3 protein-coding genes are annotated in these 15,896 nt (G+C 66.6%); 2 read left to right on the forward strand and 1 reads right to left on the reverse strand.

The window, feature by feature from the left end; genetic code table 11:
* Nucleotides 1–18: 18 nt before the first annotated feature.
* Nucleotides 19–11,115, reverse strand: a complete 11,097-nt coding sequence (locus tag G6N57_RS07760) for a type I polyketide synthase (protein WP_077739948.1) — start codon at nucleotides 11,113–11,115, stop codon at nucleotides 19–21.
* A gap of 230 nt (nucleotides 11,116–11,345) precedes the next feature.
* Here G6N57_RS07760 and G6N57_RS07765 point away from each other — a divergent pair, with 230 nt between their 5' ends.
* Nucleotides 11,346–12,767 carry a condensation domain-containing protein gene (locus G6N57_RS07765; protein WP_077739949.1) on the forward strand — a complete coding sequence of 474 codons (1,422 nt, stop codon included), beginning with the start codon at nucleotides 11,346–11,348 and terminating at the stop codon, nucleotides 12,765–12,767.
* 51 nt (nucleotides 12,768–12,818) lie between these two features.
* Complete coding sequence (locus G6N57_RS07770) at nucleotides 12,819–15,794, forward strand: MMPL/RND family transporter (protein WP_077739950.1); 2,976 nt, start codon at nucleotides 12,819–12,821, stop codon at nucleotides 15,792–15,794.
* Nucleotides 15,795–15,896: the final 102 nt, after the last annotated feature.

Below are 15,896 nucleotides of genomic sequence, written 5' to 3' on the forward strand. Positions count from 1 at the left end.
AACTGGCCACTCGACGGGTTAGTCCTTGGGTCCTGCCTCTTCTGACTCTTCTGGCTCGGGTGCTGACTCCTTCGGCGCCTCCGCCGAATCCGGCGTTGACTCCTTCGGCGCCTCCGTCGGTTCCGCGTCGGGCAGCTGCGCCACCAGATACTCGGCGAGTCCGCCGATCGTCGGGTAGTCGAACACCGCGGTCGCGTTGAGCGTGAACTTGCCGCCGAACTGACTGTGCAGCCGGTTGCGGAGTTCGATCGCCATCAGCGAGTCCGTGCCGAGATCCAGGAAGCGGCTGGTCGCGGCCGGCGGTGAGGCGAGCCGTAGGAAGTTCTGCACCTCCTTCTGCAGGAACTCGGTGACGAACCCGGCACGCTGCGGCACCGGGATCTCGAGCAACTGCTTGAGAACCTCACTGTCACCGACGACCTCACCGACGGCACTCGGCAGCACCAGGTCGAGAATCGGCGGCCGTTGACTGCCCAATACCTTCGCGGCCCGCTGCCAGTTCGCCTTGAGGACGGTGGCCTGGCCGGTGCCGTTGGCGATGACCTCGGAAAGTGCGGCAAGTGCCGCCCCGGGGTCGAGCGGAATCAGGCCCTGGGCACTGATGTTCGCGGTCGCCGCCTCTGAGGACGCCATGCCGCCCTGACCCCACGGACCGAAGTTGATCCCCGTGGCGGGCAGGCCCTGCGCCCTGCGTTGTGCGATCAGACCGTCGAGCAGCGCATTGGCCGTCGCGTAGTTGGACTGCCCCGGTGAACCGAACAAGCTCGACACCGACGAGGACACGATGAAGAAGTCCAGATCGTCGTCCTTCGTCAACCTGTCCAGATACTCGGCGCCGAAGGCCTTGGGGGCCAACGTCGTCCGGAACCGCTCCACACTCTGCTGACCGAGCAGCGCATCGTCGAGCACACCGGCCAGATGGGCGACGCCCGCGAGCGGAGGTAGCTCCGCACGGATCCGCTCCAGGAGCTTCGCCACCCCGGCCTCTTCACCGACATCGGCGGTGAAGACGTGGATGCGGGTCTTGTTGCGCTCGGTGATCTCCCCGATCAACCGTTGTGCGTCCGCATCGGGCTCACGCCGGCTGGTCAACACGATGTCCCCGGCACCCAGCTGTGCCAGGTACGAGGCGGTGTGCAGACCGATGGCACCGAGCCCACCCGTGATCAGGTAAGTCCGGTCCGGGCGCGGGGCAAGCGGATTCGGCAGCTGGCACACGATCTTGCCGATGTGCCGGGCCTGCTGCATGCGCCGGAACGCGGTCCTGGCCTCCGTCAGCGGGTAGATCTCGGCGGGTAGCGGTTTCCAGTCGCCCTTGGCGAGGCCTTCCGAAATTTCAACGAGCAGGTCGCGAATGCGGTCGGGTTCGGTGAACATCACCGTGTCCAACGCGACGATCTCGTAGGCGACGTCGGGCCGGGCCTCGGCCATCTGCTCAGCTGACCAGATGTCGCGCTTGGCGATCTCGGCGAACCGGCCGTTCTTGGCGGTGGCCTTCAGGGTCGCCTCGATGAACCCTTCGCTGGTCAGCGAGTTGAGCACCACGTCCACGCCGGCGCCGCCGGTGTCCGCCAGGATCTGATCGGCGAAATCCGTTGTCCGCGAATCGTAGACGTACTTGACACCCAGCTTGCGCAGCGTCGCGCGCTTGAAGGTGCTCGCTGTCGCGTAGACCTCCGCGCCACACTGCTGAGCCATCTGGATGGCGGCCAGGCCGACACCGCCGCTGGCGGCGTGGATGAGCACCTTGTCGCCCGGCTTGAGCTGCGCCCAGTCGAACGACAGCCGGACCGTCAGTGCCGCGGCGGGAATCGTGGCGGCCTCGACCCCGCTGATCCCGTCGGGGATCGGCGCGAGGAACTGAGCCGGCACGTTGAACCGGCTGGAGAAGGCGCCCTGCATCGAGCCGTAGACCCGCTGACCGACCTCGACCCCGGTGACGCCCTCACCCAATTGCGTGACGATGCCGGCGAAGTCACCGCCGATCGGCCCGGGATCACCCGGGTACAACCCCAGCACGTTGAGCACGTCGCGGAAGTTGAGGCCGGCGGCCTCCACCCGCACCTGCACGTAACCCTCGTCCGGCGCGGTCACCTCCTTCTCGGTGATCCGAAGGTTGTCGATCGCGCCGCGCTCGGTGGGTGCAAGGACGTAGTCGCTCCCGCGGGGCACGTTCAGGTTCCCGCTACGCGCCCACGGAAGCAGGCGGGAAGCCAACAGCTTGCCTTGCCGCACTGCGATTTCCGGCTCTTCAACCGGTGTGATCAACAGATTCGCCAGTGCTTGGACGGCCTCCGGGGACCCGTCGGTGTCGATGAGTTTGGCGCGCAGCGCCGGCTCCTCGTTGATCGTGGTGCGCCCGAATCCCCACAGCGCCGCCTGCACCGGATCGACCGGCTCACCGGATTCTGTGGCGACGGCCCGTTCGGTGACGATCCAGAGCCCGCCGGGCAGTTTGATCTCGCCGCCCTGCACGGTGTGTACGGCACTGAGCAGGTTGGCGATCTCGGTCTCGAGCCGGGCCTGGCTGTCCACGCTCGATTCCCCTGCGCCCGGCGCTGCGGCGCGCCAGACGACACCGGCGAACGGCAGGCCGCGTTCCTTGGCCTGTGCCAGCACCTGCCCGAGGAGCTCCGAATCGGTGCTCCGGTCGAACGGGATGCAGCCCGGCACCTTGGTGGCAAGGTCGTCGAAGCCGGCGATCAGCCATGTGCCGCTGGTGTTCTCGGCCGCGTCCTCGGCAGCCGGCGGCACCGGAACCTCGTGCCAGCCGAGCGTGTACATCAGACGGGTGGCATCGCCGCCGAGGCCACGGAGCAGCGCCTCACGAGGTGCGCGTTTGACCGTGAAGTCGCGAACGCCGCCGAGATAACTGCCGTCCCGGTCGAGGTAATCGAGATCGAAGACCTGGGTCTCGCTGTCGAGGGCGCTCTCGTGCCACCGCGCACGGCAGTAGAAACGCCGCGGCATCTTCTGCTTCAGCGTCACCTGCCCGTACCGAAGCGGCAGGAACAGGTCGTTCACCCCCTGTTCGGCCGCGAGCAGTGCCGGGAAGGCGGGGAAGGCGACACCGGTGCACAAGTCCATCAACACCGGGTGCATCGGCTCGGTTCCGAGTTGTTCGGCGAGTTCCTCACCGACCAGGATGTCGCCGATCGCCTCGCCTTCGCCGAGCCACAAGGACTTCAGCGAACCCGACCACGTCGGGCCCCAGGCCAGTTCCAGATCGGCGAAGGTCTCGAACAACTCCTGCGGACGCATGCGCTCGAGGCGCTCGATGGCCTCGTCGACCGGATCCGACTCATCGGGGGCCTCGTCATCGGAGAGTCCCGCGACCACAGTGCCTTCGGCATTCAACGACCAGTCGGCACCGCGTTCGCCGTAGGGGCGGCTGTGCACCTGGAACTTCCAGCCGTCGCCGCCGTCCAGCGGGTGCAACGTCAGCTGCACCTCGCGGGAACTCTTCTCGGGCAGGATGATCGGCTCGTAGAAGAAGACGTCCTTGGCATGCGCGGGTGTACCGACCGCGGCCAGCGCCATCGCGGCGTACGTCGCTCCGGGAACGACGACGGTGCCGTAGATGACGTGGTCGGAAAGCCAGGGCTGCGATTTGACCGACAACCGGCTGGTGTAGACCGAATCGCCGGAGGCGAGATCCTTGCCGCTGCCCAGGATTCCGGAACCCACGGGACCGTTGACATCGGCGGTGATTCCGCTGCCCTTGGGCCAGAAGCGACGCCGCTGGAACGGGTAGGTCGGCAACTCCAGCCGCCGCCTGGTCCCGCGATGCAAGGCGCTGAAATCGGGCCGGTGCCCGCCGACGTAGGCCGAGGCCAGTGCGTCGGCGATCTGGCGCCGATCAGAGACACCCTTGCGCATCGAGACGATCGCGCGCGGCGCCGCGAGGTGCTCCGGCCAGACCTGCACCGCTGCTCCGGTCAGCACCGGTTGCGGACCGATCTCCATCAGAATCGAGCAGCCCAGTGCGGCCACTGTGCGCACGCTCTCGGCGAACTGCACGGGCTGGCGGGAATGTCGCCGCCAGTAATGGGCGTCGAGCGGAGTCTGGGCGGTCAGCACCGCGCCGGTGCGGTTGCAGACCAGGGGCATCGTCGGCTTCGCGAACTCCAACTGTGCTGCGTAGGCCTCGAATTCGTCGAGCACCGGATCCAGCAGCTCGGAGTGGAATGCGTGGCTGGTCTCCAGCCAGGTGCACCGGATCCCCTCTTCTTCCTCGAGCTTCTCGACGATCTGCTCGAGATCGTCGCCCGGGCCCGAGAGCACGGTGTTGGGGCCGTTGTAGGCGCCCACCGAGACCCGGGGGAACTCACCTGCGACCTGCTCGACGTGCTTGGGGTCGGCGAACACCGCCACCATGCGCCCGCCCTCGGGCAGGCTGCCGAACAACCGTCCGCGCTCGGCCATCAGCCGGGCGCCGTCTTCGAGGCTGAACACCCCGGCCACGCAGGCCGCGGCGTACTGGCCGACGCTGTGTCCGAGCACCACGTCGGGCTCGATGCCCCACGACTGCCACAGCCGGGCCAGACCCATTTCCACGGCGAAGATCGCCGGCTGGGCAAATGAGGTGTGCCGCAGGGTCTCGGCGGCCTTGCCTCCGGTTTCGCGATTGTCGGCGAACAGCACCTCGAGCAGCGGCTGCGGCAGGATGTCCTTGACCGCGTCCGCGCAACGGCGCACCGTTTCGGCGAAAACCGGCTCGGTGTCGAACAACTCACGCGCCATGCCGGCGTACTGGCTGCCCTGACCGGTGAACAGCCATGCCGTCATCGGATGATGCGGGCGCTCGCCACGTACGACGCCGTGCCGTAGCCGGTTCTCGGCCAGCTCGGCCAGACCCGCGCGGGCATCCGCGACCGAATCCACCACCAGGGCGGCGCGATGTTCGAAGTGCGAACGGCCGGTCCCGGCGGTGAGGCACAGGTCGGCGAGGTCCGCCTCGGGGTGAGCCCCGAGCCAGGTCTCGTACCGCTGCGCCAATGCCGCCAGTGCTTCCGGTGACCGTGCCGACAGTGTCAACACCTCGACCTGCGCCGGCTGCGTTTCCGCTGCCGACTCCGTCTGTACGTCGTCGGCGGGATCCGTGTCGGTGCCGGGCTCATCGGCGGGCGCGGGCTGCGACGGCGCCTCCTCGACCAGCACGTGGGCGTTGGTTCCGGTGAATCCGAAGGAGCTCACGCCCGCGCGCCGCGGCCTGCCGTTGGGCTGCCACGGTATCGCTTCGTCCACCACCCGCACCGGCAGCGAGTCCCACGGGATGTGCGGTGACGGGTTCTCGAAATGCAGGCTCTGCGGCAGAGTTTCGTGTTGCAGCGACAGCACGACCTTGATCAGGCCGGCCGCTCCGGAGGCCGACTCGGTGTGGCCGATGTTGGTTTTCACCGAGCCCATCAGCAGTGGCCGATCGGCATCACGCGAGCCGCCGTACGCGGCTGCCGCCGCCTGCACCTCGATCGGATCACCCAGCGGGGTTCCGGTGCCGTGGGCCTCCAGGTAATCCACATCGCCGCCGTTGAGGCCGGCGCGGGCCAGCACCGACCCGATAAGGCGTTGCTGTGCACCACCATTGGGCACGGTCAGGCCGCTCGAAGCGCCGTCCTGGTTCACCCCGCTGCCGGGGATGACGGCACAGATCCGATCGCCGTCGCGTTGCGCGTCGCTCAATCGCTTGAGCACCAGGATTCCGCAGCCCTCGCTGCGCACATAGCCGTCAGCCGAGGCGTCGAACGTCTTGCACCGCCCGACCGGGGACAGCATCCTGGCGCGGGATGCTGCGACGACGGTCACCGGGGAAAGCAGGACATTGACGCCGCCGGCCACTGCCATGTCGCAATCACCGGATTGCAGCGCTTGGCAAGCCTGATGGACGGCGACCAACGCCGAGCTGCATGCAGTGTCGACCGCCACCGCGGGGCCCTCGAGCCCGAGCGCGAAGGCAACGCGGCCCGAGATGGCGTTGAGCGCATTACCGGTGATGAAGTGCGGCTCGATCTTCTCGATCGGCTCCGAGGACAACAGGTGTGCGTACTCGTTGGCCGCCACACCGACGAACACACCGGTACGGCTGCCGCGCAGCGCCTCGGGGGATTGACCGGCTCTTTCGAGTCCTTCCCACACCGTTTCGAGCACGAGGCGCTGCTGAGGCTCGATCCAGACCGCCTCGCGGGGCGAGATGCCGAAGAACTCGGGATCGAATCCGTCGATGCCTTCGAGGAATCCGCCGTAGCGCGTATAGGTCTTCCCTGGAGCATCCGGGTCCTCGTCGAAGAACTCGTCGATGTCGAATCGCTCCTCGGGCACTTCCCGGATGGCGTCGACACCGCCGGACAGCACCTCCCAGAACGCCTCGGGGTTCGGGGCGCCGGGGAACCGGCAGGACACCGCCACGACGGCGATCGGGTCGTCGGTGCGCGTCGCGGCCACCGATGCCGCGGCAGGGGCGGACTTCTGCTCGCTGAGTCCGAGCACCTCGCCGAGCAGGTAGTCGGCCACATCGGAGATCCGGGGGTGATCCATCACCACGGTGACCGGAATTTCCTTGCCCACACCCTGTTCCATGCGGCGACGCAGTTCGACGGCCATCAGCGAGTCCATGCCCAGGTCGAAGAAGCCCGCGTCTTCGCGGATCTCCGCGGTATCGACTCGGGTCACCTCCGCCACGGAATCGCGCAGGTAATCGGTCAGCAGCTTCTTGCGCTGCTGCACCGGGGCGTTCGTGAGCTGCTCGACCAGTTTGGTCTTCCCGGATGCCGTGACCGGTGACGTCACACCCAGCTGGGCAGGCACTTCGCGTTCCAGCTCTGCCAGGAATGCCCGCCTGCCGGCCTGTTGGTAGAGCGGCAGGAACCGGGACCAGTCGATCCGGGCGATCACTCCCTGGGCCGAGCCGTGCGCGGAAGAAGTCGCCACGACGTCAGCCAGACCGGCCAGCGCGTCGGACGGTGACAACGTCTTGATCCCGCGCTGCTCCAGCCGTGCACGGGATTCCGCGTCCGCCATGCCCGCCGACCACGGGCCGAAGTTGACGCTGGTCCCGGCGATGCCCTGCTTGCGCAGGCGCCAGGCCAGACCGTCCAGGAATGCGTTCGCCGCACTGTATGCGGTCTGGCCGAACCCGCCCCATACCGAGGCGATCGACGACGTGCTGATGAAGAAGTCGAGGTTCTCGTCGGCCACCGCCTCGCTGAGATGCCAGGCACCCCAGACTTTCCCGGCGAAGACCCGGTCCACCTCGGCGTCGTCGAGCTCGCTCAGCGGTGTCGTGCCGTTCTCGCCCGCGGCGTGCACGATGCCGGCCAGCGGCGGTAGTTCCGCCCGCACACCGGCCAGGAGACGTGCGACGTCGTGCGCGTCGGCGACATCGGCCGTGGCGACCCGGATCTCGCAGCCGTGCTGGGCGCGCAGCGCGTCGATGCGCTTCTGCGCGGCGTCGCTGGGCTGGCGGCGGCTGGTCAGCACCAACTGCTTGGCCCCGTGCGCGGCCAGGTACCCGGCCACCTCGAGTCCGATGGAGCCGAGTCCGCCGGTCACCAGATACGTTGCGTTGTCGCGCAATTCGAGCGGATTGCCGCTCGGCAGATCCTCCGGACGCACCAGCCGCGGCACGTAGACCTCTTGACCGCGCAGCGCGATCTGGTCTTCCTTGGCTGCCGCGTCGGATCCGGTCGTGACCCGGTTGAGCAGGCCGGACCATTCGTCGCTCGTGGCCTCCGAGAGATCGGCCAGGCCGCCCCACAGCTGAGGCAGCTCGAGGGCCGCGGCGCGGCCGAATCCCCACAGCGCACTCTGCTCGGGCGTCACGGTGTCCGCGTCGGTCACGTGCTGTGCTCCGCGGGTGACGAGCCAGATGGGTGCCCTGAGATCAGCGGCGACCGCGGCACGGAACAGCCGTCGCGTTCCGGCCAGGACCTGGTGCTGCATGCGCAACAGTGATCGCATCGAAGGCGCGCCGCCGGAATCCAGGCCCGCGACGTGAATGATCCGCAGCGTCCCATCTCCGGTTGCCGCGGCGCGCAACGCTTCTGCGAGTTGCGCCTCGTCGGCGTCGGACGCGGGCAATCCGAGGATCTGATGCTGTTGCCCGCGCGCGGTGAGCGCATCCACCAGGGGCTTGACGGCCTCGGATTCGTCGCCGATGAGGATCCAGGAGCTTTCCCCGGAGTCCGCAGCGGACAGCGGAGTGACGGCCTTGTCCCAGCGGAACTCGTAGCGATCGTCCGCGATGGACTGGGTCGAGCGTTGCTGGTTGTGTTGCGCCGCAAGCTTGGTCAGCACCGCCAGCGTCTGGTCGTCGTCGCCCGCGCCGCCGAGCAGGGCCGCGAGCTCCTCGATCCGGCCGTCCTCGAGAAGCCGGACCGCCTGGGTTCGTGCGGCCACGTGCTGCTGCTGGTTCGGTTCTTCCCGATTGTCGCGGTACCAGTACTGGCGGTGCTCGAACGGGTAGGTCGGCAGGTCGAGCTTGCGCGCGTGTGCCTGCCGGAAGGCACTGAAGTCGGGCAGGTGGCCCAGCACGTATGCGTCGGCCACGGCTTCGGTGATCTGCCGGTGGTCAGCGGTGTTCGGCCGCAGCGAGGCGATCACCCGCGGTGCGGTGGCCGGGTCGGGCCACGCGCCCAGCGCCGTCGCGGTGAGCACGGGGCGCGGGCCGATCTCGAGCAACACCTTGCAGTTCAGGTCGGCGAGAGTGCGCACGCTCTTGGCGAACTCGACCGGTTGCCGTGCGTGACGACGCCAGTAGGCACCGTCCATCTTGACGCTGCGGCCCAGTGCCGCGCCGGTGCGGTTGTCGATCAGAATCCGTTGCGGCGCATTGAAAGTGAACCGGTTCGCGGATGCCTCGAACTCGTCGAGGATCGGCTCCAGCAACGCCGAGTGGAACGCGTGGCTGGTCTCCAGCCAGTCACACCGGATGTTGTCGGCGGCCAACCTGGCCACCGCCTGCTCCAGGTCCGCTGCCGGTCCCGACAGCACGGTGTTGGCGCCGTTGTACGCGGCGACGGACAGCGTGGGGTACTCGTCGGTGAGGCTTTCGACTCGCTCGGCCGCCGCGAACACCGCCACCATCCGGCCGCCGGCAGGCAGACTGCCGAAGAGGCGGCCGCGTTCGGCCATCAGCTGTACGCCGTCTTCGAGGCTGAACACTCCCGCGACGCAGGCCGCCGAGTACTGGCCGACGCTGTGACCGAGCACCACGTCGGGTTCGATTCCCCACGACTGCCACAGCTGGGCCAGGCCCATCTCCAGCGCGAACAGTGCGGGCTGGGCGTAGGACGTCTGCCGCAGCGTTTCTTCGGCATTTGGGCCGTCCAGGTCGAAAATGACGTCCAGCAGCGGCTTTTCGAGAACGTTCGCGACCGCGGCGGCACACCGGTCCAGCGTCTGGGCGAACACCGGTTCGGTGTCGTACAGCTCGCGGGCCATGCCGGGGTACTGGCTGCCCTGGCCGGTGAACAGCCAGGCCGTCTTCGGGGTGTCATGGGATTCCCCGCGAACCAGGCCGGGGGCCGGACGGTCGTCGGCAAGGGCGCCCAGGAGTTCCACGGCGGCTTCTCGGGAATTGACCACCAGCGCGGCGCGGTGTTCCAGGTGTGCTCGCCCGACTCCGGCCGTGAGACACACATCGGCCAAGGTGGCCTCCGGGTGTGCGGTCAACCAGGTGCGGTACTGGCCGGCGAGCTGCACGAGGGCAGCGGGCGTCCGGGCTGACAGCGGAAGCAGGCTGAATCGCTTGTTCTCGGACGGCCCCGCCTCGGGTGCCGCCACCGGCTGGGCCGTCGGTTCGGGTGCCTCTTCGAGGATGACGTGTGCGTTGGTCCCGGCGAATCCGAATGAGCTGACGCCCGCGATACGGGGCTGACCATTGCGTTCCCAGGGAGTTGCTTCTTTGACGACCTCGACTGCGAGCCGGTCCCACGGAATGTGGGGCGAGGGGTTCTCGAAGTGCAGGTGCTTCGGCAGCGTCTCGTTCTCGAGCGACAGGACGACCTTGATGACGCCCGCGATCCCGGCGGCCGCTTCCAGGTGCCCGATGTTCGTCTTCGCCGAGCCGATCAACAGAGGCCGGTCGGCTTCCCGACCGGCGCCGAGCACCGCGCCCGCGGCCTGTGCCTCGATCGGATCACCCAGCGAAGTTCCGGTGCCGTGTGCTTCCAGGTATCCGACTTCGCTGGGCTGGACGCCCGCGCGGTTCAGCGCAGCGGTGATAACCCGTTGCTGCGCTACGCCATTCGGCACGGTCAACCCACCTGAGGCGCCGTCTTGGTTGATTGCGCTGCCGCGGATCACGGCGCGAATCTGGTCGCCGTCGCGGATCGCGTCCTCGAGGCGCTTGATGACGATGACGCCGCAGCCCTCACCGCGCACGTAGCCGTCGGCGGCGGCGTCGAACGTCTTGCAGCGGCCGTCGGGAGCCAGCATGTGAGCGCTGGAGAAGGTGATCATGGTGGCCGGTGTGAGCAGGACGTTCGCCCCGCCGGCCAGTGCGAGGTCGCACTCGCCCAGGCTCAGCGCCTGGCAAGCCTGGTGGATCGCCACCAGTGACGAGCTGCAGGCTGTGTCGACGGCGACCGAGGGGCCCTGCAGCCCCAGCCGATAGCTGATCCGGCCCGCTGCCGCGGCGTTCGAGGTCCCGATGGCCATGTAGGCCTCGATCTCGGGATACGTCAGCTCGTCAGAGGCCATTCCCAGGTAGTCGTGGGTGGCCAGACCCACGAACACACCGGTGTTGGTGTCGGCCAAAGCCGTTGGTGCAGTGCCTGAATGCTCAACCGCGCGCCACGCAGTCTCAAGCAGAAGTCGATGTTGAGGGTCCATCAAGCGGACCTCGCGGGTCGACATCCCGAAGAACGGTGCGTCGAAGCCGGTCACGTCGTCGACGAACCCGGCGCGGCGAGTCACGACCTTGCCGGGCGAGCCCGGTTCGGGGTCGAAGAACTCGTCGACGTCCCAGCGATCTTCGGGTATCTCCGATACCGCGTCCCGGCCTTCGCGCAACACATCCCAGAACGCTTCAGCGTCCGGTGCTCCGGGAAAACGCGCTGCGTAGCCGATTATGGCAAAGCGAGGGGTCGATTTGGTCGGATGTTCGGCGGTTCCCATGCCGCTGTCCTCCTTGCATCGGCTGTCACACGGTGACTACGCGGGACGTTTGTCGCACGCGAAAATTGTCCGCCCCCCGACGGCATTACGCACTATTGCAGATGAACCTGTGGCGTGTGGGACGCAACTCGTCCCCTGAGGTGGGGTGGGCGGTTGCCAGCGGACCGAGGGTATGTTGGGCATCCACGGGGTGACCACGGCCACAGCGGCCAAACTGGGAGGGCGACGTTTTGCGCATCGGCAAGATAACTGTTGGGGCACTTGAGGAATGGACGTTGAGTCCGGGCTCGGTAACTTCCTGGCATCCGACGCCCGCGGCTCAGGAAACTGCGCGCCAAGCTCCGCTGAGCTCGGTTCCAGTTAGCTACATGCAGAGTCAACATCTTAGAAATTACTGCGAGAGAAACGCTGCGGGCCTGAACTTCTCGCGGCAGATCATCGCCAGTTGTGAAGTGCCTGGGCAGTGTGATATCGCGGCCATGGATCACGCGGTCAACTCCTACCTGCGCCGGCACGACACATTCCGCAGCTGGTTCAAACAGGCTGAGGACGGCAAATTCGTTAGGCATGCGATCGAAGATCCGGCGGATATCGAGTTCATGCCGGTCGATCAAGGTCATATGACCGTCGACGAAATTCACGCGCACGTCGTGGGCATCCCGAATCCGCTGGAATGGGGCTGCTTCACTTTCGGCATCATTCAGAACGAGAATCATTTCACATTCTTCGCGGCCATGGATCACGTGCACGGTGACGCAACGCTGATCGGTACGACGATGATGGAAGCCAATGGCATGTATTCCGCGATGAGCGGAAGCGGCCAGGCCCTTCAGCTCCCGGAAGCCGGCAGCTTCGACGATTTCTGCATCCGTGAACGTGAGTACACCTCGGCCCTCACCCTGGATTCGCCCGGCGTGCGCGCGTGGATCGAGTTCGCCGAGAACAACCGCGACGGTTTTCCGGAATTCCCACTGCCGCTTGGCAACCCGGACAAGTCGATGAGCAGTGCCTGGAGCTCTCAGGTTCTGATGGACAACGCGCAGACGGAACGCTTCGACGCCGCGTGCGCGGCGGCCGGCGCCCGATTTGTCGGCGGTCTGTTCGCCTGTCTGGGGCTGGTCGAGCATGAGTTCACCGGTGCGCTCACCTATTACGGACTCACGCCGAGAGATTCGCGCACCGCCAGCGACAATTTCATGACGCAGGGCTGGTTTACCGGCTTGATCCCGATTATTGTGCCCGTCGCCGCGACCTCTTTCAGTGACGCGGCAGGCGCGGCGCAGGCGTCATTCGATTCGGGCCTGGACATGGCGCGAGTGCCGTACTACCGCGTGTTGGAGTTGGCGCCGTGGTTGAACTGGCCGCAGCCGAACTTCCCGGTTTCGAATTTCCTGCACGGCGGCGCGGCTCCGCTCAACGCTATCCTTGCGGCGGGGGATCTGGGCCTTGCGAACAACATCGGGATGTACCCGGACAATCGGTTCTCGTACCAGTTGACGATCTACATTTTCAGGTACGGCGAGGGCACGGTGATGGCGATCATGCATCCCGACAATGCCGTTGCCAAGAAATCGGTCACGCGGTACATGGATGCGATGAGATCGGTGTCATCTCGGGTTGCTGACAGCGGGCACTGGGGGCGCGTCGCGTAGCGGCGAGCAAATGGATGCGATGCGCAACTTGGGCGCGAGGGTGAGGACGAGATGCGACGGCTAGCCGATTTCGTGGTTCGGTGGCCCTGGGCGGTGATCGGGATCTGGGCGGCGCTGTTGGTGGCCCTGCCCCTGGCGTGTCCGTCGCTGAGCGACATGGCCCAGAAGCATCCACTCGCCATCCTGCCCGGCGATGCACCGTCGAGTGTCACCGCGAAGAAGATGACCGAGGCCTTTCACGAGTCGGGCAACAACGACCTGCTGTTGGTGGCCCTGATCAACGAGAACGGGCTGGGGCCTTCGGACGAGGCGACCTACCGCAAGCTGGTGGACGCGTTGCGCGACGACGTCACAGACGTCGAGAGCGTGCAGGATTTCGTCGCCACCCCTCAACTGCGTCAGTTCCTGACCAGTAAGGACAAGACCACCTGGGTGTTGCCGGTGGGCCTGGTGGGAGAGTTGGGCACGCCGCGCGCGATCGACTCGTTCAATCGCGTTTCCGACATCGTCAAACTCAGTACGGCCGGCAGCCCGATGGCCGTCCACCTCACCGGTCCGGCGGCCACCGCCGCCGACCTCACCGTGGCGGGAGAGAACGATCGGCTTCCGATCGAGCTCGCGATCGCGGTGCTGGTCCTGGCGGTGTTGCTGGTGGTCTACCGAAGTCCGGTGACGATGCTGTTGCCGCTGGTGACGATCGGGTCCTCGCTATTGATCGCGCAGGCACTGGTGGCGGGCTTCTCCGAGCTCACCGGGGCCGGTGTCTCCAACCAATCCGTCGTATTTCTGAGCGCGATCATGGCCGGCGCCGGCACGGACTATGCGGTGTTCCTGATCAGCCGCTATCACGACTATTTGCGGTCGGGCAAGAACTTCGACGAAGCGGTCCGGGCGGCGATGTCGTCGATCGGAAAAGTGATCACCGCGTCGGCCGCGACGGTGGGCCTGACCTTCCTGCTGTTGAGCTTCACCAAGATGGGCGTGTTCAAGACGGTGGGCGTGGCCGCGGCGATCGGTATCGCCGTCGCCTACCTGGCCGGACTGACCCTGCTGCCGGCCATCCTGGTGCTGGTCGGTCCGCGCGGCTGGGTGAAGCCGCGGCGTGAACTGACCGCCCGGTTCTGGCGGCGTTCCGGAATCCGCATCGTGCGACGTCCGGTGCCGCATCTCGTTGCCAGTCTTCTCGTGCTGGCCTTGCTGGCCGGTGCCGCGATCTTCGCCAGCTACAACTACGACGACCGCAAGGTCGTGGCGGCGTCGGCACCGAGTTCGATCGGGTATGCCGCGGTCGAACGTCATTTCCCGATCAGCCAGTCGATTCCCGAATACATCCTGATCCAGTCGCCGCATGACCTGCGGACGCCGCGAGGCATGGCGGACCTGGAGCAGATGGCTTCGCGTGTCGCACAGTTGCCCGACGTCGGCCTGGTCAGCGGCATCTCCCGCCCCTTGGGCGAGGTGCCCGCGGAGTTCCGGGCCACGTTCCAGGCGGGCATCGTCGGGACCCGGCTGGCCGACGGCTCCCAGCAGATCGATCAGCGCTCCGGAGATCTCAACCGACTGGCGGCCGGGGCCAACACGTTGGCGGGCAGCCTCGCTGACGTGCGCGCCCAGATCAACCAGATCGCGCCCAGCCTGCAGAGTGTGGTCGACACGTTCTCCTCGGCGCGCAGCGAATACGGCGGCGACAAACTGGTGAAGGACGTCGCAACCGCGGCCAAGCTCGTGCAGAGCATCAACGCGCTCTCCAACGCCATGGGCTACAACGTGTCGGCGGTCAAGAACATCTTCGGCTGGATCGAGCCGGTCCTGGCGGCGCTGCAGAACAACGCCGTCTGCGACAACAACCCGTCGTGTGCCGAGACCCGCATCCAGTTTCAGCGCCTGGTCGACGAGAACAACGCAGGCAGCCTCAACGAGATCAACGATCTCGCGCATCAGCTGAACGGCGCGGGCGACGACAAGCAGTCCCTCAACTCCTCGGTCGCGAAGCTGAACGCGGCGCTGGCCAGCGTCAACAAGGCGGTCAACGCCATGGGGTTGAACAAGCCCGGCGGTCCGCAGTCCGGCTTGAAGGATCTGCAATCAGGCGCCAACCGCCTGGCCGGCGGAAGCCGGGAAGTGGCGGGTGGCGTCGACGAACTCGTCAAGCAGATCAAGGTGATCTCGGCCGGACTGGACCAGGCCTCGGCGTTCCTGTTGACGATGCGCAACGACGCCGCAGATCCGGCACAGGCGGGGTTCAACATTCCGCCAGAGGTGCTGAACATGCCGGAGTTCAAGAAGGCGTCCTCGGCGTACGTCTCGCCCGACGGCCGGTCGGTGCGGTATCTGGTTCAGACCAAGCTGAACCCGTTCAGCTCCGAGGCGATGGACCAGGTCAATCAGATCCAGGACATCGCCCGGGGTGCCCAGCCGAACACCACGCTGGCCGATGCCTCGATATCGATGGGCGGATTCCCGGCATCTCTGCGGGACACCCGTGACTACTACCAGCAGGACATCCGGTTCATCATGACCGCGACTCTGATCGTGGTGCTGCTGATCCTGATGTTGCTGCTGCGCTCGATCATCGCGCCGCTCTACCTGGTCGGATCCGTGGTGGTCTCGTACTTCGCGGCACTCGGCATCAGTGTCCTGGTGTTCCAGAACCTCCTGGGCCAGCAATTGCATTGGAGCGTGCCACCACTGGCCTTCGTGGTGCTGATCGCGGTGGGTGCGGACTACAACATGCTGATGGTCTCGCGACTGCGCGACGAGTCGCCGCGCAGTACGCGGTACGGCGTGATCCGTACCCTGAGTTCCACAGGCGGCGTGATCACCGCAGCGGGTCTGATCTTCGCCGCCTCGGTGGCCGGCCTGATGTTCTCCTCGATCGGCATAGTGGTACAGGGCGGCTTCATGATCGGCGTGGGCATCCTGCTGGATACCTTCGTGGTGCGCACCATCACGGTGCCTGCCATTGCCGCGCTGGTCGGTAAGGCGAACTGGTGGCCGTCGCGCGTGACAGGGCGGCTGCGCACGTGAGGAGCGATTCGGAAGGGTGCGCACGTGAGAGGCGATCTTGAAGTTGCGCGCACAACTGTGGGTGAGCACGCACGTGTGATGTGTGTGAGACTACGAAACGAA

This window comes from Mycolicibacterium boenickei (assembly GCF_010731295.1).
GTDB lineage: Bacteria > Actinomycetota > Actinomycetes > Mycobacteriales > Mycobacteriaceae > Mycobacterium > Mycobacterium boenickei.

Excerpts from the sequence above, each read along its gene's own strand:
- G6N57_RS07770 (WP_077739950.1), top strand. The coding sequence starts at position 12,819 with ATGCGACGGCTAGCCGATTTCGTGGTTCGGTGGCCCTGGGCGGTGATC.
- G6N57_RS07760 (WP_077739948.1), bottom strand. The coding sequence starts at position 11,115 with ATGGGAACCGCCGAACATCCGACCAAATCGACCCCTCGCTTTGCCATA.